This is a genomic window from Photobacterium sp. WH77 (assembly GCF_022014395.1).
Classification (GTDB): domain Bacteria; phylum Pseudomonadota; class Gammaproteobacteria; order Enterobacterales; family Vibrionaceae; genus Photobacterium; species Photobacterium arenosum.
Map to the genome: position 1 here is coordinate 13,877 of NZ_JAKLTE010000014.1, position 26,606 is coordinate 40,482.

Here is a 26,606-nt window from a genome sequence, read left to right on the forward strand (position 1 = left end):
AATGGACTGATGTTTTATTGAAGAACCCAGTCGATCAAGCTACATGCTTTGCTCTTCGGCTCTGCCACGACGTGCAATTGATACCTCATCCGTTTTAGCAAGTCTAATGTAATATGTCTCAGTACCTTCATTGAATCGCTCAATAGCACAGCTGTGCATCATTACCTGGGATCGATTTTACTCAACAGTAAATTTTGCGAAACAACATGGCATCACTGCACAGTTGCTTCTGCTTGGCAATAAGTGTGCTGCATAACTGGTTTGATGGGTGTAGCATCAACAACAAAGTAGAGCTTTCGCCAGAATCAGCCAAAGCTTGATGAAGTTTCAACCTTATTTATAAAGGCATTTTTATGCCTACATCTTTCGGATACATCGAAATTTCACTCAAATAAAGAGCTCCATAATAAGGTTATGAAGCTCATTTCTTTGCACAAAAGATTAAACTAACACGCTTGGTAGGCTTTCATGACTTCTTCTTTTATGATTTCAATACCTTTCTTCATGACATCTTCAGATTGTACATAGCTCAGTCGCAGACATTGGCTGGCATGCAGAGGGAACTCACTTTGCCCGAAGAAAAAATACTCTCCCGGAACAACGAGCACTCCACGATCTTTTAATTTTTTATACAAGCTCATTGTAGAAATAGGCAGTTCATCAAACCATAACCACAGAAAAATAGCACCTTGCGGTTTATGGATACGAAACCTTGAATCCTTAATTGAATTCAATAATAACTCCATGGCAAATTGTGCTTTTTTAGCATAATAGGGTTTGATTACTGATTCACTCAGTTTGAAAAGTTCATTCTTATTTAAAATATGGTTCGCAATCGCAGGCCCCATACTACTTGGCGCCAGGCTAATGATACCGTTAAGATTAGTTAAAACCTGTGTCATTTCCTCACTGGCAATGATTATCCCACATCTCAAACCAGGTAAACCCATTTTAGAAAGACTCATGCATAGAATCGTATTATCATTCCAAAAAGGCACCACATCTTCAAATATGATGTTAGGAAAAGGGAGTCCATAAGCGTTATCGATAATCAAAGGAATTTTTTTATCCCTTGCAATTTGATCTAGCTTGTTAATTTCTTCATTTGTCAATACATTACCTGTCGGATTCGTCGGGCGAGAAACACAAATTGCACCGATATTATCACCTACACGAACTGCATCAAAGTTTATATGATATTTAAACTGTCGATCACTCAACATTTCTATTTCAGGAAAGTAAGAAACAAAAATATCCTCTTCAATACCAGCATCAGCATAACCAATATACTCCGGCGCCATAGGGAAAAGAATTCTCTTTTTAGAACCATCAGGCTGTTTACCTGCCAATATATTAAAAAGGTAGAAGAAACTACTCTGGCTACCATTTGTGAGTGTAATATTTTTTTCAGTAATATTCCACTGATAAGTCTTCTTCATCAGCAAAGCAAATGATTTCAAGAAGCTATCTTTTCCTTGCGGCCCATCATAATTCATCATTGCTGAAATCAACTCACCATTTTTCAGCATTTCATGATTAATGCCATAGAAATAATCAACAACTTCAGGAATGGCTGCAGGGTTTCCTCCACCCAGCATAATTGCACCTGGTGTGCGTAGCCCATCATTTAAATCATCCATAAGCTGAGTAATGCCTGAATATTGGTTAAATTTCTGACCAAAGCTTGAAAGTTTCATATATATAATCCAGAATTATTATTTTAATAATTAATAAACATTAATTTAAATGCTTCATGGTTTAATTAGTAATTATCATTTATTAAGAAGAATGATAAATTGAGAACTTATATTTCATACCCCATAGGGATAGATCCTATGATGGGATTTTTATCTCAAGAATACTCAACGACTGACTTAGGTTTACGTAAATTGAGTATAGTATGTGTATGATTCACACTATTCATGATTTGTATCATTGCCAACACAGATGCAGTGACAACATCTTCATTTTTCCCCACACCATAAAACTTGCGTCCATGGTAATAACCAGAAATATTGACTTGACTCTTCTTTGATGAATCAAAACCTTTTGTGCTTACATTATAATCATCCATTTCAAACGCGTAACCACAAGCCTGCTTTATACACTTAACGATAGCATCAATTGAGCTATTTCCGGTTGCAGTTTCAATAACTTGGTTGCCATATTGATTCATCACAGATTTAACAAGCAAGCTCACAGTTGCCGTCACTTTGTCATTTAGTCCCGTAATAATATTAAAAAAATCAATCTGATATGGTTCGTGAACAAATCCAACTGTATTATTCTGAAATAATAGCGCTTCAAGATCATAATCAAATACCTGACCTTTCCTATCAGCAATTTCTAAGAATTTCTGGTATATATTTTCAAGGTTGTATTCTTTTTCAGAATATCCCATTTCTGATAATCGATGTTTAATCACATGACGGCCTGAACGTGAAGTTAAATTTAAATTATTTTTATTTAGTCCAACACTTTCAGGAGTCATGATCTCATAAGTATTCTTCCCTTTCAGAACACCATCCTGATGAATTCCCGAAGAATGAGAGAAAGCATTTGCTCCAACAATAGCTTTGTTTGGCTGCACTGGCATATCACATAACTGACTCACCAACTGACTTGTGCGGTAGATCTCTGTTGATTCAATTTTTGTCAAAAAACCAAGAGTAGGTTCTTTATTTTTCAGAATCATAGCGATCTCTTCCAGAGAACAATTCCCAGCACGCTCTCCAATACCATTCATGGTACATTCAATCTGACGCGCACCATGCTGAATCGCAGAAATAGAATTCGCAACAGCCAAACCTAAATCGTTGTGACAATGAACGGAAATGACAGCCTGATCGATATTAGGCACACGGTTGAATATGTTTTTAATGATTCCACCAAATTCATCCGGAGTTGTGTATCCTACCGTATCTGGTATGTTGATTGTTCTCGCCCCTGCTGAAATAGCAGACTCGACCATGCGACACAAATTATCTAGTGGTGTCCGGCCAGCATCTTCACAGGAAAACTCCACATCATCCGTATATTTTCTTGCATGTTGAATCGCTCTGACAGCCCTTTGCAAAACACTGTCGAAATTGCTCCGTAACTTATGTTCAATATGAATTGTCGAGGTTGAAATAAAAGTATGCAACCGAAATTGATCTGCAACTTTCAGCGCTTGTGCTGCCGTATCAATATCACTCACTACAGCACGGGCCAGTGCGCATACACGACTATTCTTAATTTGCTGTGCAATCGTCTGCACTGACTGAAAATCACCCGGTGATGAGACAGGAAATCCAACTTCCATCACATCGACTCCGAGTCGCTCAAGTGCCAGCGCAATTTGAAGTTTTTCATTCACTGAAAGACTTGATAAAAGAGCTTGCTCACCATCTCGCAAAGTGGTGTCAAATATTATAATTTGCTCAGACATTTCCCTTCCTAACCTTTTTATCATTCACATTATTTCTTGAATAAATTTCTTGGATCATTCAATAAACCATCCAAGAAATTACACAATATCTTTCTCAATAACTATTTAATGCATCTTTTAATACAGCAGAATTTTTCAGTTCACCAAATGAAATAATTCTGCCTGCAACCGCACTCGCTACGACTGTCTCCGGACTGGCCAGCCACACTGAACCCGGACCAGAGCGACCGGGAAAGTTTCTATTAATGGCACTAATTGTTACTTGTGATGCATCAGTTGAAGAACCTGGCCCGCAGTTCGCACATGCCCCGCATGCCGGCTCTAATACAATTGCTCCAATTTTCTCAAAGGTGTCCAGGTAGCCCTGCTCAAGACAGTAATCCCGAACATCAACCGTGCCAAACTGCAAATACAACGTCACCCTATCTGGTAGTTTCATCCCCTGACTGACTGCCCAAGCAAGCACATGATGGTATGCGTCAAAGTCTTCACGTTTCCCTGCAGTGCACGAGCCGCCATAAGCAATATCAATCTCAACGTTATCAGATAAGACATCAATACTAATTCCGTTTCCAGGATCACCCGGAGATGCCAACATTGGTTGAATCTGGCTACAGTCGATCTCTAAATGAGCAATGTAATGTGCTTCAGGATCACTTTTCATCCATGGTTCAATCGTGAAATCAACATTCCGTCTTTCTTTCAGAAATCGGATTGTTTCTGCATCGGGTGCTACAATTCCTGTGAAACCACCAAGTTCCGCACACATATTTGTGAGAGTCGCGCGTTCATCAATTGACAGCGCTGCAATGGTACCTCCACAGAATTCAAATACTTTCCCTACCCCAGCCCCACCTTTTATTTCAGGAAGCGCAAGCAAATATAATGCAATATCCTTTGCAGACACACCTGCCAGCAGTTCGCCATTAAGTTCAATCAGAATAGATTCAGGCATTGTTAAGCGAATGAGTCCAGTAACAAGACAGTTTGCCATTTCAGTGGACCCTACGCCAAAAGCAACACAACCTAAAGCACCACTGTGACATGTATGGGAATCTGTTCCAGCCACAACTTGTCCGGGTAACGCATAGCGTTCGGCCATGATGGCATGAGAAATACCTTCAGAACCTTCGGACTGAGGCAGATACCCATGAGAAATCAAACCATGTTTATCCGTGAATTTACGATGAACAGCAGAGAGCCCCTGCAGTTGATTAACCAGCCCATGTGTTACATGAATGACGCTTTTATGCATATAGGAAAGATGATCTTCAAAAGCGACAATGCTCTCTTTCTGATGCAGTGAAAGCGTATCAGAAAATGCCTCATGTAAAAGGTTTGAGCACATTCCAGTATAATATTCATGAAAAAAACGCCAGTCAGCCTGAACAAATACCCCTTTGTTTACGGTCGCGTTGATACTGGTAACCTCAGTCGATACCAGATTTCTCTGAATGATTTTCTGAAAAAGTGTTTTCGGACCTTGTAGATGATTACTATCTAATTCATCAACTCTTTTATCAGATAACAAATATTTTTTTCCAAAATTTAGCAACCCACCCGACTGAATAATTTTTGCCGATAAATCATCTCGATCCTGGATAATGTCCTCAATCTGAATCGCCTCTCCTTTCAATATTCTTTCAAGTAATGAAAAATCAGTTGAAGTTAACAGTCCGAGGTTATCTGCATTCTGTCGATATATCCGTTCAAAGCTTTTGGCAAAAACAAGCTGTATTCCAGCGTACTTCTCTGCGGCTGGGCTATGCTCCCTTGAAGAACCTTTTCCATATCGGTTCCCTGCGACAATCACTTGTATCCCGGCTTTTTTGATTGCCCCCACACCGATGGGTAAAACTTGACCACACTTTAAACCTGTATAGGGATGCTCCCCTAAAACACTGTTATAATATGACAAGGCTGGAATCGGGGTAATTTCATCGGTTGAAATATCATCACGAAGCTCACCTATTGTCTCCAGGTCGAGTTTCTCGCCTGCCAGCTGACGTTCTATTTGCTTAGGATCTTTTGTCAGAAATAATACATTTGGTTTCATGGGTAACATGAAAGTACCTTCTGTCATACACATGGATTGAGACACTACACTGAGCGAATCAAGCGTTAAGTAAGCGGGTTGGTGAACATTAAAATTATGGCGAACGCGTCTTCCCACCCCAAATCGCACAGATCAATGCGCCTTCCTCAGACGACCAGGCATGTTTACTACCTGGTTCATAAATCACAAAATCACCTTTACTATATGTTCCAAAATCATCCATAAAACTGCCATCCAGTATTAGAAATGTTTCATGACCGTCATGGATATGGCAATCTGCCTTTGCTCCGGGCTGACAATGAACAATTGATATCTTTTGGTCTGTCTTATCACACTGAAATAGTGTTGAAATTCTTGCACCGTTACGCCCAAGGGTATTGTGCTTTTCCCACGAGATCAGGTCCGGATTGTTAATCAGAGCATCAAAATTAACGACTAATGGTAAGTTCATTTAGTTATTCCTGTTTTCATTCATTACAAGAACTTGCTTCTCGGGTTTGGGAAACAAATACAGCGCAAGTAAGGTACTCAATCCAGAGATGAGCCACACAATATCCCAGCCATGGAATGTCACCAGCACAGGAATCAACACTGGGGTAATACAAAAAATACCATAGACAACAGTATTGCCCATTGCGAGGGCAGTGCCTGTCCGCTCAACCCCGGCAATCACAGCGAGCTCCGTATAAGCCACCCCATGCCATGCTGAAACAAAAATGCCTGATACCGTAATCAGCGCAACAAGACTCATCATCACGAGTGGTTGTGAAAGTGCATCCTGCGGCAGCACAGAAACCTCCAAAGCCAATAGCAGAAAAGTTGCCAGGCTCAATAAACAACACGTCCGCAAAAACTCTTTTCTGTTCTTACGTTTGTCTGTCCAACGACCCGCCCAGATGCGTGAAACGATAGCTCCCACCTGAATTAAGGCCAGGCTGGCAGAAATTATCGTAACACCTACTTTTCCATAGTCATGTAAGAAAACGGTGGCGAAAGTGAGGATCGCAAACTGTGGCGTACACAAGATTCCAATCGCTAACACCACACGCCAAACATCAGCTCTTTTGAGGGGGCTTTTAACTTGCTGGGCTGGTGATTCTATTTTTGTTTGTTGCGTATCAGTCTTTTCAGACTGAGGTTCATATAGCCAAAGCCAGGAATAGACAGCACATAAAATACAGAGAATTGCAGATACGCTGTAAATAACATCAAATCCATAATTCAGGGCCAGAAAAGGAAATAGGAGAGCCCCGATACCGTAACCGGCAGGTACAGCAGACTGTCGCATACTCATTGCCAGTCCACGTTCACCTTCCTGAAACCAGGACATGATCGCACGCCCGCTTGCACCATTTACACAACTCCCCAGCAAGCCAATAAAAAAGATACTCGTTGCCAACAGGGGTAAGCTTGGTATGAAATCCCCGTCAGGTACAACAAAAAGAGTCATCAAAAGAAGGATCACAGACGTTGAAAGTAACCCGGAGACTAAAACAGCACGATCTCCCAAGCGATCGGTCAGCACTCCCCATGGCAACTCACTCAATGCGGCACCAAGGCCAATCATTGCCATGACCCAGCCTAAATGAATCGTCGACAGCTCATAACTGGCTCTCATGAAAATCGCGCTGGCAGGAATACCACCAACGACCATTGAAAAGCTAATATTTGCAGCAATACCAACCAACAGAACCTTCCATCGGTGGGAAGGCTTTACTTTATTCACACTAACTTTTTCCATAAATAGAAACCTACTTTCATTATTTACTTATTCAGATGTCAGAAAATTCTCTACAGAGAGTACTGTTGCTTTGTTCGCTAAAAGCTTCAGTGCTGCCAGATGTGTTTCTTCGTCGACGGCTGCAGTCGCATCTTCAAAAACAAAACTGGAATAGTCCCTGTCATGCGCATCTGCTGCTGTAGAGAGAACAACAAACTCTGTTGATACGCCGGTAAGCAACAGAGATTTGATATTTAACTGCCTCAAAATCAAATCTAGGTTCGTTTGATAAAATGGACTGACTCGATTCTTTACAAGAATAATATCACCGTCGCGAGGTGAAATATCCGCATAGACTTGAGTGCCCCAGGTGTTTATTTTCAACAGTTCATTTCTTTTTGCTAAAGAAAAAACTGATGATGATTCAGGACACTCAACATAGTTTTGAGAAAATCCAACAACAACATAAATAATAGGAATATCATTCTCTCTGGCAGCATGAATGAGCTTTTGGGTATTTTCGATCAACCTTGTTCTTTCTACCTGCGTAAAATAACCCTCTTTCGCATATTTACCATCAGGGTGAACGATCTCATTAATAACATCCAGGACAAGTAATGCCTGACCACTTTTCATCATCATCTTAATTACCCAACTGATTTAAAGTTCAAATACTGCGTCTTCCTGTGACACTGACAAAAAATCAACAGTAGTTGTTTTCATGTCTCTTGACAGGATATTTTCAGCGATAGCATCAGCATCCTGAACAAAGTCAGTCCAAAATCCAGGCCTACTACTACCGGCTTGCATTAGCCAACGAGTGTGTTCCGTGGGAATACCAATGACATATACATCTTTGATCACTTGATTATTTCGATTGACGGGATGAAATGGCGCTGGTGATATGGAAACCCCTCCGGTTACAAAGAAGCTACTCTCTCCTTCATTGATATAATTAGTCCAAATGTTATCCCGAATAAGATTTTTTGTTAGTTCAGATCTATCCAGTTTTATGTTAGTTGTAGGGATTCTAGCGTCAATGACTGTAGTAATTAAATATTCAGAGCCTTGAATAGAATCAGACTTCATCAGAAATTTATTATGCTCATCGGATCCTTGAATTTGCATATTTGGTCCAACTATTTTTAAAACACCAGATTTAATCAGCGCAATTAACTGCTTCGTCCTTTCCAGAGGTGGCCCTGCAGTTAAGAACATACTTCTTGGAACATACCAGTTTAAAAAGTCATTCTCATGAGATTCAGGAGTCAGTCCGCCGAAATTCACCAAAGTCATAATAATAGATCGTGTGTCACGAATCGTATCCAATGCTGCCTTCAATGGAGAGTTTACATTTCCTTGTTCTGCATTGAAGAGGTCATCTTCAAGGTAATTTAAAAGTGATTCATGAAATTGTTTTTCATTCAAAAATTTTTTATTTTTAAATGGTCTTGCTAGTACTTCTACATCAAGTTCTGGCAAGTCATTTATACCAAAATCTTTTGCAATCCTGGACATTTCTGAAAAAGTCGGCAATTTAGTCTTAGCCACGATGTCTGTAAATATTTGAGCACTTTTCTCATTACGATGGTGTCGGATTGCCGTTGCGAAATAAACAAGGTGAACCTCCGCCATTAACACAGGAAGAGCATCCTGTATGAAATCAATCTTTCCTTTTTTCCTGAGTTCTTTCGCCCACTCATTTGTAAAAAATGCTGGTTGATATTTTTTATTTCCCTCTTTTTGGTTAAGGCCACGGGAAGGAATGGGAACACCGCTTCTTGAGCCCGCAAACATTTGAGGTTCACGACCAGAGCAAATATAGTCGAGGCCACCGTCATTCCTTTCGATGAACTTCCCTCCCCGACCAGTCGTAAATTCAGCCAGCACATCATAAAATGACAGTCCCAGCCCAATGATACCGACTGTTTCATGTGCAGCTACACGATCAAGCTTCATATCTGCAGCAGAATCGCCCTGAATATATTTTAAACCACTCCTCAGGAGTGAAAATGAGGCCAGCTCCAGAGCCTTACCCGTTAATTGTGGTAAAGCATGACCCGTTGTCAGTACGACAGAATCAACAACAATCTGTTTTCCTGACTGCAGGACTAACTCAGAGCGTCCGTCTTCTTTATTCAGTTTTATGACTTCGTCATTTACCTCAATCAGCTCAACATCAGGATTCAGACCTTTCTTAATGGATTGAAGAACAAATTGCATATACTCGCCATAAAGTCTCCGTGGCGCATAATGCTTAGGTCCTGGATAATCATTCTGCGTTTGTTCCCACCATTCTTCTAATGAAGGACCAGCACCGGGTCTTGCTTCACCCTCTGTTAGCTGTCCGGAAAAAGCAGAAACTTCGTTTGCGGGTGTATTCATCAGATAATGTTCAGCCTGTGTTGTGCGCCAGATACGGCCACAACCTACTTCATAATTATCAATCAAATACACTTGTACTTTCCCAGCTGGTTCAGAGATTAAGCGGGCAGCTAGTCGCTCCAAAATTGATAAGCCTCTTGGACCTGTACCAACAATCCCAACCTTTAAACTTTTCTCTTGCTGTTTCATGAACTGCTTCCTCCGAATTAAATTGCTGCAACGGCCCGGTGAATTCGCTCCAGTGCCTGCTCTATGGCATCGCGGGATGTAGCAAAAGACAGACGAACATAGCCCTCTCCACCTTCACCGAATGCCACCCCCGGGGTCACCGCAACTCCGGCTGTCAGTAACAACCAATGTGCAAATTCAGTCGACTTTCCAACTCGCACTCCCTCAATATTTGGGAATACATACAGCGCACCATCAGGGTAATCACATTCAATTCCAGGAATCTGATTTAAGCCTTCTACAATGAGTCTTCTGCGTGTCTGGTATTCAGCTAACATCTCAGTAATAGGCGCTTGATTTCCCGTTAAAGCCTCAATGCCTCCTTGCTGAATGAATGATCCCGCACAACCGACAGTATGTTGTTGTATTTTCAAAATCTCAGAAATGATTAATTCTGGACCAGCTACATAACCAAGCCGCCAGCCTGTCATAGCATATGCCTTAGAAAAACCATTCACTGTAATTGTTCTTTCAAATGCCCCCGGATAAGCAGCGATACTAAAATGCTGATGATTGTCATAAATCACTTTTTCATAAATTTCATCTACAATCAGGATAATATTTTTATCTATTGCAAATGAAACAATATCACGAATTTCTGTCTCTGATAGCATTTTACCCAATGGGTTATTAGGACTATTAATCAGAATAGCTTTTGTTTTATCACTGTACTTCTCTTCTAATGCTTGAGAGGTAATGGTGAACTTATTCGACTTTTGCAATGGCAAGGAGACAGGGGTTGCACCAATCAATCTCGCCATCTCCTGATAACTAACCCAACTTGGTGTTGGTATGATAATTTCATCCCCATAATCTAAAGTTGCCATTAAAGAAATAAATAATGCATGCTTTGCAGACGGTGTGGCTATCAGCTCTTTATCAGGATCAACTCTGATATTATTCTCTTCAAAAAGCTTTTTAGCAATTGCTGAAAGAAGCTCTTTTTTTCCTCTGCTTGGTGTATAATGTGTGTCGCCACATTTAATATGATCAATTGCTTTTTTAGAAATATGTTCAGGTGTTGAAAAATTAGGTTCTCCACCACCAAAATCCAATATATCTTTGCCTTGAGATTTTAAAATACAAACTTTATCTAGAATCTCATAAGTTGCAGATCTTTGAATTGTACGAATACGATTCGATAACTGAATACTCATTATTTACTTTCTCTCGAATGTCACTTAGTTAATCTGCAACAAGACCATATGTATCATTGACCCAATAGTCTGAAAACTTATCTGCAACAGTTTTATCCTTGAAAGCATAAGTTTTCTGCAGCCATCGACTGCTGACAGATTCATTTTCATTCACTTCAAACTTTTCACGGCTATGCAAACCATATTGATTTGAAAAAGTCAGCAAATCACCTTCAACTATGCGGTGCTTTACTTTATCGGCTCGGGTCAATGCATGAATAAAGGCAATTAATGCATCTTTCGCTTCTTCAGGGCTATCCTCTGCAACAGAAGTCATTGTATCCATATAACGGATAGAGTTATCATCTAGAATAATGGGGTGTTTTTCTGAGCTTATGTTCTTCTGGTTAGTCTCTTTAGAGAAGATGTCAAAGTCGGTAACGAAGTAATCTTTCTTTAATATTTTTATAATGTTTTCTGATAGTAAAGAAAATATATCTTTATAATGAACAAATCCTGTGTATGTCACTTCGCCATCAGGACACCTTAAACCAAGTAGTGTGACATAGTCTGCTCGTACTTTATGGGCTGTTCTATCATTATGATAAACAAGTTCACTATCACTATATCCCGTGAGTTTTCCTTTATATTTATTTCTGGCAACTACATCAGTAAAAAAGCAACCATCATTTCGATCGCAATATGACAATAAAGGTGTCTCAGTTAATATCGCAGTAAGTTCCAATAATGATTCTGAAATAAACGTTCTCTTTTTAATATATTTATCTTTAACAGGGTCATTTAAGTCTAACTCCGGAATTTCTCCATCAATAGGGCAATTTCTGAGTACATGAACTTCACAAATACCATTCTTTCTTTCTTCAAGAATGTTCTTACAGATATCAACGTAAAACCATGGAATACATCCATTTCTCACCATGGATTGAATTTTATTCTTAAACTCTGAATAACTATCATATGGGCTAACAGAAATTTTATTTAACAAATCAAATAAAATCTTTTTCTCATTATCTGAAAAAATATAAAATGGCTTCATGAGCTAACCCTGCTTAATTAATCAATTGAATTATCAAATAGTATGAATTACTGACTCAGAATTCATAAGAAATGAGCCAGTCTCTCGTCGCAATGAATACAGTTAATTTTGGTGCGGAATTATCGTCTATTAAAAATCCTTAATGAAATATGGATACATAACCATTGAATATGCAACCACGCTAACTGAAACACATTGTAACAAGATGTTTCTAAATATTTCCATATTTTTTTTCATAAATGTCTATATCTACACATCCATCAATATAGATATCTATAATATTACAATTTACTAGGATTTTTGTTTACTAATCATTTTTTCAACAGCGGAAAATACTTATGATGAATGAAAGGGGGAAACAACCTATGAGACTAAGCCTAAGGTGTTTCTCTGTAAGGCCAGCTTTTGTTTACACCGACATCAAAGATAAGTCCAAGAGAGCAAGACAAGAAAAACCACCAACCCTATGGTACAAAGCAAGCCAAGAGATAAATTGACCAAAAATTCAGAAGGTTTCACAAACAGCGATTAGCACTGTTTTGATGAAAGAATACAATGCGACAGGCAGCTATACTGATAACTGGCTGAAAACGAGAGTGTCAGATGGCTTTTGCCTTACTCATGACAGCAATGACAATGCCAAAAAAGTTGACTTTGAAGTCTATCAAACCGCTTTATCGTTTGGAGGAACCAACCATAATCAGCCACAAGAGCACAAAAACTGTCTATCTGTGCCCACTTCAGAGTTCTGGAACAGGACCGGTTTCCCGAATCAGATTATTGATCCACTTTTTCGACTGGATACGCTGTGTTGTCAGCCCTATCTTGACCACTTCTTCCAGTAATATTACCGCCAGTACCCAGTCCAATGACCAGCCCAGCACCAGGCCTGTGTAATAAGCCAGCGGAATGCCTACCGCCCACTGGGCAAACAAATCGATAAAGATACTGTAGTTGATGTCGCCGCCGCTGCGCATGACGCCGCCGATCCCCACCATATTGAAGACTTTCAGCACCATGCCAAATGCCATCACCAGCGTCACATTCACGGCCAGATCTTTCTGTTCGACCGGACTTAATCCGATCAAAAAAACAATCACTGGCTGAGCCAGCCAGCAGGCTATTGCCAGCAATAACGCGAAACTGCAACTGATGAGCACATACCACCAGGCGGTGCCTTCGACCCTTTGGTAGTTATCCGCACCTATGTCATTACCTAAAATGATTGACGCGGCCACCGCAAAGCCCAGAAACGCCGAGATGAGCACGCTTTCAACCGGTGACAGCAGCGAGATAATCGCCAGCTCACTGACCCCTAACTGGCCCACCAGCACGTTATAGACCAGCAGCCCGCCCGCCCAGCCCGTGTCATGAACAAACATTGGCATCGCCACCTTGAAATAGCGTCGTAAATGATGACGTTTAACAGCGTCAACCCAGTGAAAACGCTCAGGCAGCAGATGCGGATAGCGGCGAGCCACCACCCAGAAAAGCAGCGCGGTTTGCAGTAACCGGGAAATGATTGTGCCGATACCTGCGCCCAGCACACCCAGTTCAGGCAATCCCCACAGACCGAAAATCAGCAAGGCGTTCAATAAGGCATTAATGGCTATCGCAAAGATGCTGATGATAGTGGGCAGCCTGGCATCCCCTATGGAACGCAACGCCGATTCCAGTGGCACCACCAATGCCGTAAAGAGAATGCTCGGCCCGGTGATCCAAAGATAATCCGTTGCCAACTGCACATAATACGGCTCGGAAGCGACCAGTGCCACCAAAGGCTGCGGGATCAACAGATACAGCACAACGAAGGGCAGGACCACCAGCCCGGACAGCATCCATGACTGGGCCAGCGTGCGGCGAATGCCTTCCATATTGCCGGCACCAAAGTATTGCGAAGCTAGTACATTTACCGCACCACTGGCGCCAACCACCATGATCAGATTGAAGAAGAATATCCGGTTGCCCACGCCGACGGCAGCCGTTGCCTGCTCGCCCAGCTGGCTGACCATGAAAATATCGACAACGCCCAGCAATGAAAACAACATCGCTTGTAGCGAGACAGGCAAACCTATTTTCAGCAATTTCTGCCAAAATGCACGATCAATGTACTGAGCTGAAAGCAACATCACAATTCTCCCCTGGTGATTATGCGCACAGTGTAAATCTCTGATTGAATGCCGTATTCTTTCAGCTCATCTAAAACATTTGCCAGACTATCAAGATGAACGACAAGCAAGAGCGGTTTCTGATCTCAGAGAAAACGCAGCAGGAGTTTCTGGACCAAACCAAAGTCTTGCTGCTGGAAGAGCATGGCCTGGTGCAATGTGGGATAGCACACTGCCGTGAACAGTTTTCCGTGTTCAGGAAACATCCGCAAAAACACATGCTGATATACACGGTGAGCGGCAAGGGGTGGCTGGAAAGTGAAGGACGCCGTTGGCTGCTGGAGCCAGGATCGATGATCATTGTGCCTGCAGGTGCTGAGAACGGATTTGGTATTGCAGAGGAAGGCTGGCAAATTGCCTGGCTGTTTCTGGATACGGCTAAGGATTGGTCCGCTTTGGTTACTGATGAGATCAGCTACCTTCTGACGCCAACGGCCGAGGTTATGTACGCCTGTATTCAGACACTGCTCAGAAGCCTATCTCTTCAGATTGATTTAAGTGGTGCCGTTATCGCACACAGCGTGCAGCAAATTGACTTGCTGCTTCGCACGCCGGACATCACTAGCCAACCGCGTCATCAGGTTCGGTTAAAAAGGGTCTTCGACCGCGTCCAGCGCCAGTTGCATAAAGAATGGGATGTTCGCCAGCTGGCTGCGCTCTATCCCTGCTCTGAACCACATTTTCATCGATTATGCCAACAGTACATGGGACGCAGCCCAATTGCACATTTAACCCGGATGCGGATGGAATACGCGGCCCGGCTGTTACGCTCGTCTGAATGGTCGGTGCAACAGATCGGGGAAATTGTTGGTTACCCCATTCCGGCCAATTTCAGCACTCGCTTCAAAACCTGGTCAGGCATGACACCAAGACAATTTCGTCAGCAGCCGTCTCTGGCTGATAAATTACTTAACATCAAAAATAACCCAGTTTAAGGACAACCCTATGCGCGAATCGCTGCGACAAAAAATCATTCAGATCTGCCACAAAAAAATCGCTCAGAAGGGTGACAATGTCGGCGTGTCTTTTTATGCCTTCTTTACCAATAAAAACGATGACCCTGAGCTACTGATGGAAGCGGCAACCTGGTGGATACAAACCCATAAACTGGATCACTTTGAGAAAGCCGGGAAGATCATCACAATGGTTGAAGCCAACAAATAGCCTCCCCCCCTCTTTAGGCGGTGGTTTTGGAGGTAACAAAAAAGCCCCCGGAACCGGGGGCTGTAGCACGTAAAGAGATACGTCAAAAAAACACATCATATAATTGATGATCAGTGACCAGCAGCGACCTCTGCTGCAGGTTTACTTTGCGACTTTACGAAGTAGATGCAACCTGCCAGGAACAGTAGTGGCATAACCGGGTCGAACACGCTTCCCTGGCTACCAAAGATCAGGTTCAGGATCATCACCAGTGAGCCGCCGATTGACCAGGCGATAGTAGTCGGTACCGTCCAGATCACCAGTTGTTTACGCACTTCGGTAACACCCATCAGACGGTTCACTATGTGGAACAGGCTGTCGTTGAAGTAACCGGCAAACAAGCTACCCATGGTCGCAGCAGATGCGGCAAACAGCATGTTGATGCCTTCCATTTCAGCCAGTACCGGTGCAGAGATAGACGCTGCGGTAATCATTGAAACTGTGCCGCTGCCCTGAATCACACGTACCAGTGTCGCGATGATGAAGGGGATCATGATAGGTGAGATGGACAGTGCCGCAATCTGGTTGGCGATTTCAGTACCCGCGCCAGACTCACGCAGTACACTGCCCAGTGCACCACCTGCACCTGTCACCAGCAGGATAATTCCTGAGGTGGAAATCCCTTCTTCCAGCTTGCGGGTAGTGGTTTCTTTGTCCAGGTAAGGTGTCAGGGTATACACCGCCAGCAGCGTACTGATAGACAAGGCAATCACAGGGTGACCGACAAAGTTGATCACCGCGCCCAGCGCGCTTTCCGACAGTCCTTCAAATCCCAGCTGTTTTTCCAGCAGGCTGGCCAGCGATTTCACCAGAATCAGCAGAATCGGCACCGCTATCGGCATGATGGATTTGGTCAGTGAAGGCAGATTTTTGGTGGCTTTAGACGCCATGTACTCGTCATGCACTTTCTTAAGATCATCAGATTCCTGCGGCAGAGAGACAGGTGTCGCGTATTCCGGGAAATGCTTTTCTAACCAGCGGGCGTACATCACAATACCGTAGATAGACGGCAGTGCAATCACCAGACCCAAACCCAGCATAGAGGCAATATCAACACCGAAAATACTGGCGACGCCCAGCGGGCCGGGTGTCGGCGGAATACAGTGGTGCGCCACCACCAGACCACCAGCCAGAGCAACAGTCAGTGTCAGAATGGAACGGCCAGAGGTTTTAGACAGTGACTTAGCAATCGGATACAGGATGATCAGTGCGCTGTCGACGAACACAGGGATACTGACGATATAACCGGTAATTGCCAGTGCCATCTCTTCTTTCTTCTTGCCCAGCCACTTGATGAAGTGATAGGCAATGGACTCACCGGCACCGGAAGTTTCCAGAATGGCGCCCATCATGACACCCAGACCAATCACGATCCCAATACCGCCCAGCGTACCGCCGAAGCCCTTGCTGATCGCCGACATGGTGTCATCCACACTCAGCCCGCCGATCAAACCGGCAATACAGGCCGCAGCCAGCATCGCAATCAAGACATGAACACGGGTTCTCAGTACCAGGAAGATCAGTACAAAAACCGCAATAATTAAGCCTATAACAGAAATGGGTAACATTAGATCGCCTCCTCTTCGCGTACCGGATACTTAGCTAAATACGCCTTAAGTACCGACTGGAAATCCTTATCCGCTTTAAAACCCAGCGTCAGTTCTGACGCATTATTGAACGCTTTCGGCCAGCTGCTGACGATACGGGCAACCGCAGCATCCTCGTCGTAGCTCACTCGCTCAGCAAACCCTGCCCCCACTGCCTCTGTCATTGCAGCGATCATCTCAGCAGGTGTCACCTGAATGCCGGGCAGATTAAAGGTGCGATAACCCTTGATGGCCTCAGCTGGTAACTGGCTGGCATGGATAATGTTATCGATCACTGTTTCCGGACTGGAAATCCACAGCGGCAGCGTTGGCTCAACCGGACAGTTTGACGTTTCGCCTTTCAGCGGCTCACGGATGATCCCGCTGACAAAAGACGACGCGGCTTTGTTCGGCGCGCCAGGGCGAATACAGATGGTCGGCAGACGCACAGTGATGGCATCCACAAACCCTTTGCGGCCGTAATCATTAACCAGCAGCTCACCGATGGCTTTTTGCGTACCGTAAGAAGAACTCGGCTGAGTGGCTGTCATAGGCTCGATCAGATCCGGCAGTTCGCCACCGAACACCGCCAGCGAACTGGAGAACACGAAGCGGATCGCCGGATTCACCTGACGGCATTTTTCCAGCAATAACTGGGTGGCCAGCAAATTCACTTTCATGCCGAGATCAAAATCTTCTTCGGCATGGCTCGACACAATCGCCGCCAGATGGAAAACATGAGTGGTGTCGGCATCGATCAGCGAATCGATATCAGCCGGGTGAGTAATGTCGCCCACAACCGCGCTGACACGGCTGTCGAACTGACTCATATCCGGGGCGATACGATCAACTATCTTGATGCGCTCGATGTTGTCATAACGTTGTAGCAGGGTGTCGGTAAGCATGGCTCCTAAAAAGCCTGCCCCACCTGTAATAATAATTTTCATAGGGGATGTCCTTGCTCTCTTCTATCTTGTCTTAAGTCTGTTGACGAAATTGTCGATGTCTGCTTCCGTTTACAAACAGGTCCGTTTATATATGGTGCCGTTTACAAATAAGGTGTTACCCAGCCCAGGCCTTCTAGTGTGCCTTGCTGCGGGTTGTACTCGCACCCAATCCAGTCCTGATAGCCTGACTTGTCCAGCTCGCCGAACAGGAAGGGATAATTCACTTCTCCCTCACAGGGTTCATGACGGCTGGGAACAGATGCTATCTGCACATGGCCGATGTAATCCGCGACCTCTTTGATCAGGACAGACAGATCTCCGTCCATGATTTGCGCGTGATACACATCGAACTGCAGTTTCACATTCGGTCGGTCGATGGCTTTGATCAGCTCAACAGCGTCACGCTGATGGGCCACGAAATAATTCGGCACATCACGGCTGTTCAGCGGCTCAATCATCACGCAGATACCGTGCGCAGCAAAGCGATCAGCGGCATAGCGCAAATTACGGATAAAGGTTTCTCTGTGCGCCTCAACCGAGAAGTCGGGGCTGAGAATACCCGCCATGGCATGCACCTTCTTACAGCTCAGTGCCTGCGCGTAGTGAAGAGCGACGTCAACGCTTTGCTCAAACTCTTCAATGCGATCCGGCAGGGCCGCAATACCGCGCTCGCCGGCCGCCCAGTCGCCCGGCGGCATATTAAAGAGCGCCTGTTCAAGCTGGTGTGAACTGAGCTGCTCTGCCAGCAGACCGGCTTCATAGTCATAAGGAAACAGAAACTCGACCGCTTTGAAACCGGCTTTGCTGGCCTGACCGAAGCGCTCAATAAAAGGCACTTCAGTGAACAGCATGGTGAGGTTGGCTGCAAATCTGGCCATTATTTTCCTCTCCCTTTCAGGTCGCTGACTTCTGCATCTGTCAGGTAACGAATGGCTTTGCCATCGAGCATCAATGCCAGTTTGGCGGTTTCTTCCAGCTCTTCGGCGTTATCAACCGCATCACGCAGGTCTGTACCGGTAATGACCGGGCCGTGATTGGCCAGCAGGAACGCGCGGTAGTCGGCCGCACGATTGGCCAGTTCAGTCGCAATTTGCGGATCGCCCGGACGCAGATACGGGATCACCGGCAGCTGGCCGACCCGCATCACGTAATACGGTGTGAAGGGCTTAATCGCATTGTCTGGGTCCAGTCCTTCCAGGCACGACAGGGCCGTCAGGTATGTGGAGTGTAAGTGCACAATGGCGTTACAATCCGGGCTGTTACGGTAAATCGCCAGATGAAACGCAATTTCTTTTGACGGGCGATCACCCGACAAATGATTGCCGTCGATATCCACCACCGACAAACGTTCAGCCACCAAACGTCCGAAGGAAGAGCCTGTTGGCGTGGTCAGAAAATTGCCGTCAGGGAGTTTTAGAGACAGATTTCCTGCCCCACCGGTGGCATAGCCCCGCTCAAACATCGAGCGGGCAAGCGTCACCATTTCTTCTCTTAACGCTTGTTCAGTCATGGAAAAATCCTTGTGCAGTCGTAAAAAATGATTCGTCACCAAAGTTGCCGGATTTCAGTGCCAGCGACAGATCCTGATCGATCGCTGTTACCCAAGGCACACCCGGTGCGATTTGCGGGCCGATATGGAAACCTTTCACGCCGAGACTCTGGGTCACAACCCCGGATGTTTCGCCGCCAGCCACAATGAAATTACGGACACCCTGCTCGCGCAACCGGTGTGCCAGTTGGCTGAAGAACTGTTCAACGGCCTGGCTGGATGCCTGCGCACCGTATTCAGCCTGTATGACTTTCAGCATCTCTGGATTAGCGGTCGCAAACACCATAGGTGCGAAGCTGCCTTCCAGGTTCTCCATCACCCAGTCACACACGACGTTGCCGTAATTGTCATCGGTCAGGCAAGCCTTGACATCCAAAGCAAAGTGCGGTGCCACACGCTGATACTGCCCCACCTGCTTGTTAGTCATTACAGAACACGATCCTGACAGCACGACCGTTTTACCGGCTTTCGGATGACCGGCTGACAATGCTTCGGCCTGCTTAGCCTGCGCAGTCACCCAGTTTCGGGCGATGCCGACCGCCAGCCCTGAGCCACCAGTAACCAGCTTGAGGTTTTTGCAAGCCTCGCCGATAGTCACCAGATGCTGATCGTTGAGCGTATCAAGCACGGCGTACTGCACGCCCTGAGCACGCAGCTGGTCAAAAGCCGTCACTACAGCGTCTGTCCCTTGATCCAGGGTCTGGTAATCCACCAGGCCGCTCACGCCCTGCGCCTGGGCATTCATCAGACGCACCAGGTTGGCATCCGTCATAGGGGTCACAGGGTGGTGACGCATGCCGGATTCGCTCAGCAACTCTCCGTTGACAAACAGGTTGCCGTGGCAGACGGTACGGCCATTAACCGGAAGCGATGGGCAAATCACAGTAAAAGATTCATTCAGTTCCGCCAGTAACGCATCGGTGACCGGCCCGATATTGCCCTCGGCTGTGCTGTCAAAGGTGGAACAGTATTTAAAGTAAAACTGCTGACAACCTGCGGCCTGCAGCCAGCGTAATGCCGCCACAGAATCGTCAACCGCTTGATCCACAGGGCAAGAACGGGATTTCAGGCTGATGACCACAGCATCAGCGTCTGCACTCAGCGAGTCGGCAGGCACACCGTTGAGCTGAATGGTCTTCATGCCATTGGCAACCAGAAAACCTGCGATGTCGGTGGCGCCGGTAAAATCGTCGGCGATGACTCCGAGTAACATAATTAACGCTCCTTTTTCGGCAGTTCGATGCCCGAGAAAATCTTGATGACAGCGCTGTCGTCTTCTTTACCAAAGCCGGCATTGCTGGCCTCGGTAAACATATTGAGTGCGGTACTGGCAAGCGGCAGCGGGAAGTGCATCGCTTTCGCGCTGTCGGCCACCAAACCCAGGTCTTTGACAAAAATATCAACCATAGAAGTCGGGGTGTAATCCCCCTCCACCACATGCTTCATGCGGTTTTCGAACATCCAGGAATTGCCAGCTGCATTGGTGACCACGTCATACATCAGATCCAACGGAATATCAGCACGGGCCGCCATGGCCATCGCTTCGGCGCCCACCGCAATGTGAACGCCAGCCAGCAGCTGATGAATAATTTTCACCGTCGAGCCTTTACCAATCTCCGGCCCCACGTTGTAGACTTTGTCCGCAACCGCATTTAACACAGGTTCCAGTTGGTCAAACACACCCGCTTCACCGGATGCCATCACGGTCAGATCCCCGCTGGCCGCTTTCACAGCACCGCCCGACACAGGCGCATCCAGCATACGTAAGTCATATTGTGCCAGTTTGGCTTCGATAGCTTTTGCATCGTCAGCAGAGATAGTGGCGCACACCATCACAGGCGTACCGGCTTTTAACCTTGCAGCCAGACCCGAATCAAACAACACAGATTTCACCTGCTTTGCATTGACCACCAGCACAATCACGGCATCAAGCTGAGCTGCAAAATCGGTGCATTGATGAGACGTGCCCTTTGCACCCGCATCAGCCAGTGCCTGACGGGCTCCATCACTCAGATCAATACCGTAAACATCAAACCCGGCCCGAATACAGGACTTTGCAACGCCCATCCCCATAGAACCCAGTCCGATAACCGCAACAGAATGCATTTCGCTCATTGTGCAGGCCCTTTTGTTATATTTTGTGAATTAATGTTCATGTTTGTGATTCTAGGTGCTGACCCAGGATCATTCTGCCAAGCTTGTCACAAAAATTAACACCAACAAACACCTCCGATCTGATCTTCTAGGTGAAAAAATCAGTAATTTCACACCTATATCATAAGAATCAGCATGTTATGTTTCACACATTCTCACCATGCCTAACAAAAATTCACATCAGTAACACGTTAACGTGTTAGACTTGATGCCGTTATTGATCAGTGTGAGCGAAAAACCCCTATGATTCCTGCTGAACGTCAGCGCGCCATCCTGGCCTTATTAGGAAACCAACAAGTCATCAGTATCAGTGAGCTGACCCAACAACTGGATGTGTCTCACATGACCATCCGTCGTGATATTGCCAAACTGGAGGCCGATGGCCGGGTAATGTCAGTCTCTGGTGGCGTACAGTTGTCAGAGTCGATTCACATCGAGCTGCCCCACGACGATAAAATTGCCCGGCAACGGGATGAGAAAGCCAGAATCGGACAGCATGCGGCCAGCTATATCAAGCCACACAGTACAATCTATCTGGATGCTGGAACCACAACGCTGGAAATCGCGCACCAGTTGAACCACAGGGATGATCTGACCGTGATCACCAATGATTTTGCTATCGCCGCGTATCTGATGGCGCATTCGGATTGCATGCTTTATCACACCGGTGGGAAAGTGGATCGCCATAATCAATCCTGTGTGGGAGACAAAGCGGTGTCCCTGTTAAGGGAAATGAATGTGGATATGGCCTTCATCTCATCGTCATCCTGGAATCAACGCGGAATATCGACCCCCAATGAAGATAAAGTGACGGTGAAACGGGCTATCGTCGCGACAGCCAAAATCAATTATCTGGTCACAGACGCGTCAAAATACGGTAAAGTCGCGACCTTCCATGCACTCGACATCAGCAGCTTTGACAAAGTCATCACTGACAAAGCCCTGTCAGAAAGCAGCCTGCATGATTTCGCCGAAAAAGGCATAGCGGTAGACAGAGTTTAGGCAGCCTTGCTCACACAAGCTGATAAGGAAAAAGACAATTTCGTACAAAACACTCAGCGGGCAATTGAGATAAAGTGCCGGGTAACATGGGGTATTCAAGGACAGAATAATGGGCAGGCAGAAAGCGAAGATCACATACGGGCAGGTGGATGAACTGGATGGCCTGGAATATCTGAACGCTGATTATATTGAGCAGACTTTCTCCCGCCATTCTCACGAAGGGTATTGTATCGGTGTGATCAGCGAAGGTGCCCAAGGTTTTTACCACAACGGCGCCGAGCATCTGGCCCCACAAAACACCATTATTCTGGTGAACGCAGACGAGATTCACACTGGCTATTCCGCCACAGAAACGGGCTGGAGTTATCGCGCCCTGTATCCGTTACCCCAGCATTTTGAGCAAATCAGTCGGGATTTAGGGCAGCCTGAATACGGCGCGCCTTACTTTCGGCAGTCTGTGGTGAAAGACGATAAATTAGCCGCCAGTTTACGTCATTTGTTCAATACGCTGGACCATTCTGAGGATACCCTGCTCAGAGAAACCCTGATCTACACCACACTGACGCAACTGGTACTCAAACATGGCGGTTCCCGGCTGAATATCCAACCTGCCAAAAGTTCAGCACAATCGTTGTATCTGGTGAAAGAATTTCTGGATGAGTACCCGCAATGGCCGATCAGCCTGACAGAACTGGCGGCGCTGGCCTGCATGACGCCTTTCAGTCTGGTACGGGCCTTCAAACGCCAATTTGGTTTACCGCCGCACGCCTATCAGATACAGGCCAGGCTCAGACTGGCCAGACACATGCTCAAACGCGGACTCTCGATTAAAGATGCCGCCGCAGAGGCTGGATTTCACGACCAGAGCCATTTTCACCGCCATTTCAAAAGTGCAATGGGCATCACACCCGGCCGTTATATGAAACACGTGTAATGAGCCTTTTCCTGCTACATTTGTAAACATCGCTGACCAATTTACACCTTTTCTCACCCTATCCATTCATTTAACGTGGTGATAAACCACTAGATAGTGAGAACTTTATTAGCAAGGAAGGCTGTTATGATCATTGCATCCGCGTTTACCCTCGTCTTTCTGGTTCTGGCATATACCCATGTGTTTGTCGACACCGTCGATGTCGATGCCATCACGATTGTACTCATGGTATTAGCCACTCTGCCCTGGGTATTTCCTTACCTGAAATCGCTGGAACTGCCGGGGGGAATCAAAGTTGAAATGAAAAACGTGCTGGAAAAAGTTGAGCAGGCTGCCGCGGAAATAGATGACTCAGAGCAACCCAGTGGGTATCAGGGTGTGGATGCAGCCCTTGCCTTTACCGCCTTACGGGTAGAAATAGAAAAAATCGTTCGCAGGTATCAGCCAGATCTGCGCTCAAGCCGTTATTCTCTGACCGCGCGGCTGCACAGGCTGGCAAAAGAAAACGTTATCAATCAACACTTAGCCGATGCCTTGCTCGAGATCGTTAAGCTAGGCAACGCTGCATCTCAGGGGCAATTTGTTCACTCGGAAGAAGCGGAGTTGATATTGATGCGATCCGGCCCGTTACTGGACAAACTGGAACATAACCTGAGCCAGTCCATGGTCGGGGCGCACGTGATCATTTAATCTGCTAAGGCAGTTTTTCTATGTCTTCTTTAATCTGATAACCCTTGTCGGTCACTATTTTTTCCAGTACGGATAGCCGTTCTCTGAGTTCAGTCATTTCCGCCTTCAAGGCTTCCGCTTCCTGGCTGGCCAGTCGCTCCCTGTCCTTCTGTTTCGCCTGAAGGCGAAGGTATTGCTGGACAATAAGCGCACCGAAAATGATGGCAATAATCCAAACCGCTGTCATAAATACTCCCTTATCTTAATGCCGATAATCGCATTTCAGGTTCAGCGTAGCACCAATTTGATGCTCAGCCGTAGCGTCCAATCTACTCCTTGTGACACACAATCACCAAAAAGAAAAAGCCGCCTGTTCGAAGGCGGCTCCGTCATTTAGTGGCTCACTGCCATCGCATGCTGTTGATCCGTCTGCGGCGGCAGACGATAACGCCCTTCCCTGTAGAGCTTACCACCCAGCAAGGCATGCGCCAGCGCACGCTGGGATTCCTGCTCTGAAATACCCGACGGCGTTAATGTCTGCCGGGTAAAGTCATACTGGTATCCGATAGCGGCTTTACCCGGCTGCAGCACGACCAGTTTGTCTCTGGTCAGATAGCCGAAGTTCTTATCAAACTGCATCATTGCCCGCTGATATTCCGGCGCGACCTCTTTGGTCAAATCATGACCAATCATAGGTGATGTGTTATCAGCACCGATCAGCGACAACAAAGTAGGGGCCATATCAATATTGCTGGCCAGGCGATCGTCCTGACGAGGCTGAATATCCTCGCCCAGAATGACCGCCGGAATGTGGAAGCGGTCAACCGGAACCGGTACATTACCTTCAGCACGGGCATCATGGTCGGCAATGACAATGAAAACCGTGTCTTTCCAGTATTCAGATTGCCTGGCTTTGGCGAAAAACTCACCTAAGGCTTTATCGGAATACTTCACCGCATTATTACGGGTATGTTCAGGTTGTTCATACAGCTCGATTTCACCATCGGGGAATTCGTACGGTGAGTGATTACTACTGGTGAATACCAGGCTGAAGAAAGGCTGACCGGTCTGATGCAGCTTAGTAAACTGTTTATCTGCCATCTGATACAAATCCTGATCCGACGCGCCCCAGGAGCCTACGAACTTAGGATTGACGAAGTCAGGCAAATCCACAATATCTTCAAAACCATTGCCCAGGAAGAAAGACTTCATATTGTCAAAATGGCTTTCCCCGCCATAGATAAACTGGGTGTGGTATCCCTGGCGGTCCAGCAACCCGGCGATGGTATAAAACCCGGTCTGGCTTTTACTTAACTTCACAACGGCACGGGAAGGCGTTGGCGTAAAACCGGTTGTCATGGCTTCAATTCCACGTACTGAGCGTGTTCCTGTGGCATACACCTGAGTGAAGTTCCAGCCTTCTTGCATCAGGGCATCCAGATTCGGCGTGAGCGGCAAGCCGCCTAAACCACCGACAAAACGTGCCCCCAGGCTTTCCTGAAGCAGGATCACCAGATTTTTCTTACCTTCAACGGTTGGCGCATTGGTATTGAGAGTGAGAATATCGCCGGGCATGAAACTTTCCGGACGACCAGAAGACGCCCGCACAGTTTCAATAATGTCATCCAGCGGCATTGTTCCGTAAAACGCTTCCGCGTTCTTTTCAGAGGCCATGTTCTTGGCAGCAAAAATAACAGAATAAGAGGAATTCAGTGTCAGATCGTTCAACAGCGGATCGGTAGAAAACGCCACCATGGCCGGATTCAGCGGCCGGTGCTGGAATGTTGAACGCGCACCCATCACACCAAGGGCCACGACAGAAATAGCCAGCACTGGACGCCAGTACCAGCGAGGAGCATCCAGATCACGCACAGCATAGCCGCTGAGCAACCAACCAAGGCACAGGGTTAATACCGAACCAATCAGCCCGACAGCCAGCTCCAGCTTATAACCCACCCACAACATGCTGAATACTTCTTTCGGATAAACCAGGTACTCAATGAACAGGCGGTTCGGGCGCAAATTATATTCGCTAATAAAACTTGGGGTCGCCAGTTCCATATAAACCAGAATCCACAAGCCCGCCACCAGCCATAGCCGGAGAATGAACAACCATATCTGGCCCAGAAGACCTTGGGTTGGCAACAGTGCCAATAACAGCGAAGGAAGAATCAACAACCAGCAAAGCGTAGAGACATCCACTCTGACGCCTTGTAGCAGGATCGAAGCCCAGTCTTGCCAACCGGTAATGTGGTCAATTTGCCAGAGGGTGAGCACAACACGGGACACACTGAGCAGAATAAGTGACAGCAGAGCAAACAGGGCGATGGGAAACATCACCCCGGTTATAGGTTTAAGTTTTTGCATTACAAAGAGATCCAA

At 45.9% G+C, this 26,606-nt stretch carries 23 protein-coding genes; 5 read left to right on the forward strand and 18 right to left on the reverse strand.

Annotated features, from left to right (window positions below; all coding sequences use genetic code 11):
• Positions 1 to 446: 446 nt before the first annotated feature.
• The 10 genes from L6J37_RS14310 to L6J37_RS14355 form a co-directional block, all read right to left on the reverse strand.
• Positions 447 to 1,697 carry a valine--pyruvate transaminase gene (locus L6J37_RS14310; RefSeq protein WP_237795588.1) on the reverse strand — a complete coding sequence of 417 codons (1,251 nt, stop codon included), beginning with the start codon at positions 1,695 to 1,697 and terminating at the stop codon, positions 447 to 449.
• A 155-nt stretch (positions 1,698 to 1,852) separates the two neighbouring features.
• Entirely contained in the window at positions 1,853 to 3,430 is a 1,578-nt protein-coding gene (gene leuA, locus L6J37_RS14315; RefSeq protein ID WP_237795589.1) for a 2-isopropylmalate synthase, read from the reverse strand.
• A gap of 94 nt (positions 3,431 to 3,524) precedes the next feature.
• Positions 3,525 to 5,495 carry an aconitase family protein gene (locus L6J37_RS14320; protein WP_237795590.1) on the reverse strand — a complete coding sequence of 657 codons (1,971 nt, stop codon included), beginning with the start codon at positions 5,493 to 5,495 and terminating at the stop codon, positions 3,525 to 3,527.
• 85 nt (positions 5,496 to 5,580) lie between these two features.
• Positions 5,581 to 5,937: a cupin domain-containing protein gene (locus L6J37_RS14325; protein ID WP_237795591.1), complete on the reverse strand. Its 357-nt coding sequence runs from the start codon at positions 5,935 to 5,937 to the stop codon at positions 5,581 to 5,583.
• Positions 5,938 to 7,227 carry an MFS transporter gene (locus L6J37_RS14330; RefSeq protein ID WP_192016337.1) on the reverse strand — a complete coding sequence of 430 codons (1,290 nt, stop codon included), beginning with the start codon at positions 7,225 to 7,227 and terminating at the stop codon, positions 5,938 to 5,940.
• Between the two features lie 27 nt (positions 7,228 to 7,254).
• Complete coding sequence (locus L6J37_RS14335) at positions 7,255 to 7,848, reverse strand: isochorismatase family cysteine hydrolase (RefSeq protein ID WP_192016336.1); 594 nt, start codon at positions 7,846 to 7,848, stop codon at positions 7,255 to 7,257.
• 18 nt (positions 7,849 to 7,866) lie between these two features.
• Positions 7,867 to 9,780: an FAD/NAD(P)-binding protein gene (locus L6J37_RS14340; RefSeq protein ID WP_237795592.1), complete on the reverse strand. Its 1,914-nt coding sequence runs from the start codon at positions 9,778 to 9,780 to the stop codon at positions 7,867 to 7,869.
• A 17-nt stretch (positions 9,781 to 9,797) separates the two neighbouring features.
• Positions 9,798 to 10,976: a pyridoxal phosphate-dependent aminotransferase gene (locus L6J37_RS14345; protein WP_192016334.1), complete on the reverse strand. Its 1,179-nt coding sequence runs from the start codon at positions 10,974 to 10,976 to the stop codon at positions 9,798 to 9,800.
• A 28-nt stretch (positions 10,977 to 11,004) separates the two neighbouring features.
• Complete coding sequence (locus L6J37_RS14350; RefSeq protein ID WP_192016333.1) at positions 11,005 to 12,012, reverse strand: TauD/TfdA family dioxygenase; 1,008 nt, start codon at positions 12,010 to 12,012, stop codon at positions 11,005 to 11,007.
• A gap of 740 nt (positions 12,013 to 12,752) precedes the next feature.
• Positions 12,753 to 14,141 (reverse strand): MATE family efflux transporter, encoded by a 1,389-nt coding sequence (locus tag L6J37_RS14355; protein ID WP_237795594.1) that lies wholly within the window; start codon positions 14,139 to 14,141, stop codon positions 12,753 to 12,755.
• A gap of 95 nt (positions 14,142 to 14,236) precedes the next feature.
• On the opposite strand from L6J37_RS14355, the gene L6J37_RS14360 reads away from it, so the two are divergent.
• Both L6J37_RS14360 and L6J37_RS14365 read left to right on the forward strand, forming a co-directional pair.
• The gene (locus tag L6J37_RS14360; RefSeq protein WP_192016331.1) at positions 14,237 to 15,115 is read left to right on the forward strand and encodes an AraC family transcriptional regulator; all 879 of its coding nucleotides are present in this window, start codon (positions 14,237 to 14,239) and stop codon (positions 15,113 to 15,115) included.
• Between the two features lie 10 nt (positions 15,116 to 15,125).
• Positions 15,126 to 15,344, forward strand: coding sequence for a DUF6500 family protein (locus L6J37_RS14365; protein ID WP_237795596.1), 219 nt, complete (start codon positions 15,126 to 15,128; stop codon positions 15,342 to 15,344).
• Between the two features lie 110 nt (positions 15,345 to 15,454).
• Here L6J37_RS14365 and L6J37_RS14370 read toward each other — a convergent pair whose 3' ends face one another.
• The 6 genes from L6J37_RS14370 to ltnD all read right to left on the reverse strand — a co-directional run bounded on the left by L6J37_RS14370 (position 15,455) and on the right by ltnD (position 21,580).
• Positions 15,455 to 16,951 (reverse strand): GntP family permease, encoded by a 1,497-nt coding sequence (locus L6J37_RS14370; RefSeq protein WP_192016329.1) that lies wholly within the window; start codon positions 16,949 to 16,951, stop codon positions 15,455 to 15,457.
• Positions 16,951 to 17,916 carry a D-erythronate dehydrogenase gene (gene denD, locus L6J37_RS14375; RefSeq protein WP_237795598.1) on the reverse strand — a complete coding sequence of 322 codons (966 nt, stop codon included), beginning with the start codon at positions 17,914 to 17,916 and terminating at the stop codon, positions 16,951 to 16,953. The genes L6J37_RS14370 and denD overlap by 1 nt, the downstream gene beginning before the upstream one ends.
• Positions 17,917 to 18,017: 101 nt before the next feature.
• Positions 18,018 to 18,794, reverse strand: coding sequence for a 2-oxo-tetronate isomerase (gene otnI / locus L6J37_RS14380; protein ID WP_237795600.1), 777 nt, complete (start codon positions 18,792 to 18,794; stop codon positions 18,018 to 18,020).
• Positions 18,794 to 19,426 carry a 3-oxo-tetronate 4-phosphate decarboxylase gene (gene otnC / locus L6J37_RS14385; protein WP_046222448.1) on the reverse strand — a complete coding sequence of 211 codons (633 nt, stop codon included), beginning with the start codon at positions 19,424 to 19,426 and terminating at the stop codon, positions 18,794 to 18,796. Before otnC ends, otnI begins: the two co-directional genes overlap by 1 nt.
• Positions 19,419 to 20,678: a 3-oxo-tetronate kinase gene (otnK, locus tag L6J37_RS14390; protein WP_237795602.1), complete on the reverse strand. Its 1,260-nt coding sequence runs from the start codon at positions 20,676 to 20,678 to the stop codon at positions 19,419 to 19,421. Before otnK ends, otnC begins: the two co-directional genes overlap by 8 nt.
• 2 nt (positions 20,679 to 20,680) lie before the next feature.
• The gene (ltnD, locus tag L6J37_RS14395; RefSeq protein WP_237795604.1) at positions 20,681 to 21,580 is read right to left on the reverse strand and encodes an L-threonate dehydrogenase; all 900 of its coding nucleotides are present in this window, start codon (positions 21,578 to 21,580) and stop codon (positions 20,681 to 20,683) included.
• Positions 21,581 to 21,862: 282 nt separating this feature from the next.
• On the opposite strand from ltnD, the gene L6J37_RS14400 reads away from it, so the two are divergent.
• The 3 genes from L6J37_RS14400 to L6J37_RS14410 all read left to right on the forward strand — a co-directional run bounded on the left by L6J37_RS14400 (position 21,863) and on the right by L6J37_RS14410 (position 24,245).
• Complete coding sequence (locus L6J37_RS14400; RefSeq protein ID WP_237795606.1) at positions 21,863 to 22,621, forward strand: DeoR/GlpR family DNA-binding transcription regulator; 759 nt, start codon at positions 21,863 to 21,865, stop codon at positions 22,619 to 22,621.
• A 109-nt stretch (positions 22,622 to 22,730) separates the two neighbouring features.
• Positions 22,731 to 23,555, forward strand: a complete 825-nt coding sequence (locus L6J37_RS14405; protein ID WP_218387296.1) for a helix-turn-helix transcriptional regulator — start codon at positions 22,731 to 22,733, stop codon at positions 23,553 to 23,555.
• Positions 23,556 to 23,681: 126 nt separating this feature from the next.
• Positions 23,682 to 24,245 (forward strand): DUF4145 domain-containing protein, encoded by a 564-nt coding sequence (locus tag L6J37_RS14410; RefSeq protein ID WP_237795607.1) that lies wholly within the window; start codon positions 23,682 to 23,684, stop codon positions 24,243 to 24,245.
• A 4-nt stretch (positions 24,246 to 24,249) separates the two neighbouring features.
• On the opposite strand, the gene L6J37_RS14415 is transcribed toward L6J37_RS14410, so the two are convergent.
• Both L6J37_RS14415 and L6J37_RS14420 read right to left on the reverse strand, forming a co-directional pair.
• Positions 24,250 to 24,471 (reverse strand): hypothetical protein, encoded by a 222-nt coding sequence (locus L6J37_RS14415; protein WP_237795609.1) that lies wholly within the window; start codon positions 24,469 to 24,471, stop codon positions 24,250 to 24,252.
• 146 nt (positions 24,472 to 24,617) lie between these two features.
• Complete coding sequence (locus L6J37_RS14420; RefSeq protein WP_237795610.1) at positions 24,618 to 26,591, reverse strand: LTA synthase family protein; 1,974 nt, start codon at positions 26,589 to 26,591, stop codon at positions 24,618 to 24,620.
• Positions 26,592 to 26,606 lie beyond the last annotated feature (15 nt).

What these genes read in the sequence shown, in the direction of transcription:
- L6J37_RS14310 (WP_237795588.1), bottom strand. Translation starts at nt 1,697, where the DNA reads ATGAAACTTTCAAGCTTTGGTCAGAAATTTAACCAATATTCAGGCATT.
- leuA (WP_237795589.1), bottom strand. Translation starts at nt 3,430, where the DNA reads ATGTCTGAGCAAATTATAATATTTGACACCACTTTGCGAGATGGTGAG.
- L6J37_RS14320 (WP_237795590.1), bottom strand. Translation starts at nt 5,495, where the DNA reads ATGTTACCCATGAAACCAAATGTATTATTTCTGACAAAAGATCCTAAG.
- L6J37_RS14325 (WP_237795591.1), bottom strand. Translation starts at nt 5,937, where the DNA reads ATGAACTTACCATTAGTCGTTAATTTTGATGCTCTGATTAACAATCCG.
- L6J37_RS14330 (WP_192016337.1), bottom strand. Translation starts at nt 7,227, where the DNA reads ATGGAAAAAGTTAGTGTGAATAAAGTAAAGCCTTCCCACCGATGGAAG.
- L6J37_RS14335 (WP_192016336.1), bottom strand. Translation starts at nt 7,848, where the DNA reads ATGATGATGAAAAGTGGTCAGGCATTACTTGTCCTGGATGTTATTAAT.
- L6J37_RS14340 (WP_237795592.1), bottom strand. Translation starts at nt 9,780, where the DNA reads ATGAAACAGCAAGAGAAAAGTTTAAAGGTTGGGATTGTTGGTACAGGT.
- L6J37_RS14345 (WP_192016334.1), bottom strand. Translation starts at nt 10,976, where the DNA reads ATGAGTATTCAGTTATCGAATCGTATTCGTACAATTCAAAGATCTGCA.
- L6J37_RS14350 (WP_192016333.1), bottom strand. Translation starts at nt 12,012, where the DNA reads ATGAAGCCATTTTATATTTTTTCAGATAATGAGAAAAAGATTTTATTT.
- L6J37_RS14355 (WP_237795594.1), bottom strand. Translation starts at nt 14,141, where the DNA reads ATGTTGCTTTCAGCTCAGTACATTGATCGTGCATTTTGGCAGAAATTG.
- L6J37_RS14360 (WP_192016331.1), top strand. Translation starts at nt 14,237, where the DNA reads ATGAACGACAAGCAAGAGCGGTTTCTGATCTCAGAGAAAACGCAGCAG.
- L6J37_RS14365 (WP_237795596.1), top strand. Translation starts at nt 15,126, where the DNA reads ATGCGCGAATCGCTGCGACAAAAAATCATTCAGATCTGCCACAAAAAA.
- L6J37_RS14370 (WP_192016329.1), bottom strand. Translation starts at nt 16,951, where the DNA reads ATGTTACCCATTTCTGTTATAGGCTTAATTATTGCGGTTTTTGTACTG.
- denD (WP_237795598.1), bottom strand. Translation starts at nt 17,916, where the DNA reads ATGAAAATTATTATTACAGGTGGGGCAGGCTTTTTAGGAGCCATGCTT.
- otnI (WP_237795600.1), bottom strand. Translation starts at nt 18,794, where the DNA reads ATGGCCAGATTTGCAGCCAACCTCACCATGCTGTTCACTGAAGTGCCT.
- otnC (WP_046222448.1), bottom strand. Translation starts at nt 19,426, where the DNA reads ATGACTGAACAAGCGTTAAGAGAAGAAATGGTGACGCTTGCCCGCTCG.
- otnK (WP_237795602.1), bottom strand. Translation starts at nt 20,678, where the DNA reads ATGTTACTCGGAGTCATCGCCGACGATTTTACCGGCGCCACCGACATC.
- ltnD (WP_237795604.1), bottom strand. Translation starts at nt 21,580, where the DNA reads ATGAGCGAAATGCATTCTGTTGCGGTTATCGGACTGGGTTCTATGGGG.
- L6J37_RS14400 (WP_237795606.1), top strand. Translation starts at nt 21,863, where the DNA reads ATGATTCCTGCTGAACGTCAGCGCGCCATCCTGGCCTTATTAGGAAAC.
- L6J37_RS14405 (WP_218387296.1), top strand. Translation starts at nt 22,731, where the DNA reads ATGGGCAGGCAGAAAGCGAAGATCACATACGGGCAGGTGGATGAACTG.
- L6J37_RS14410 (WP_237795607.1), top strand. Translation starts at nt 23,682, where the DNA reads ATGATCATTGCATCCGCGTTTACCCTCGTCTTTCTGGTTCTGGCATAT.
- L6J37_RS14415 (WP_237795609.1), bottom strand. Translation starts at nt 24,471, where the DNA reads ATGACAGCGGTTTGGATTATTGCCATCATTTTCGGTGCGCTTATTGTC.
- L6J37_RS14420 (WP_237795610.1), bottom strand. Translation starts at nt 26,591, where the DNA reads ATGCAAAAACTTAAACCTATAACCGGGGTGATGTTTCCCATCGCCCTG.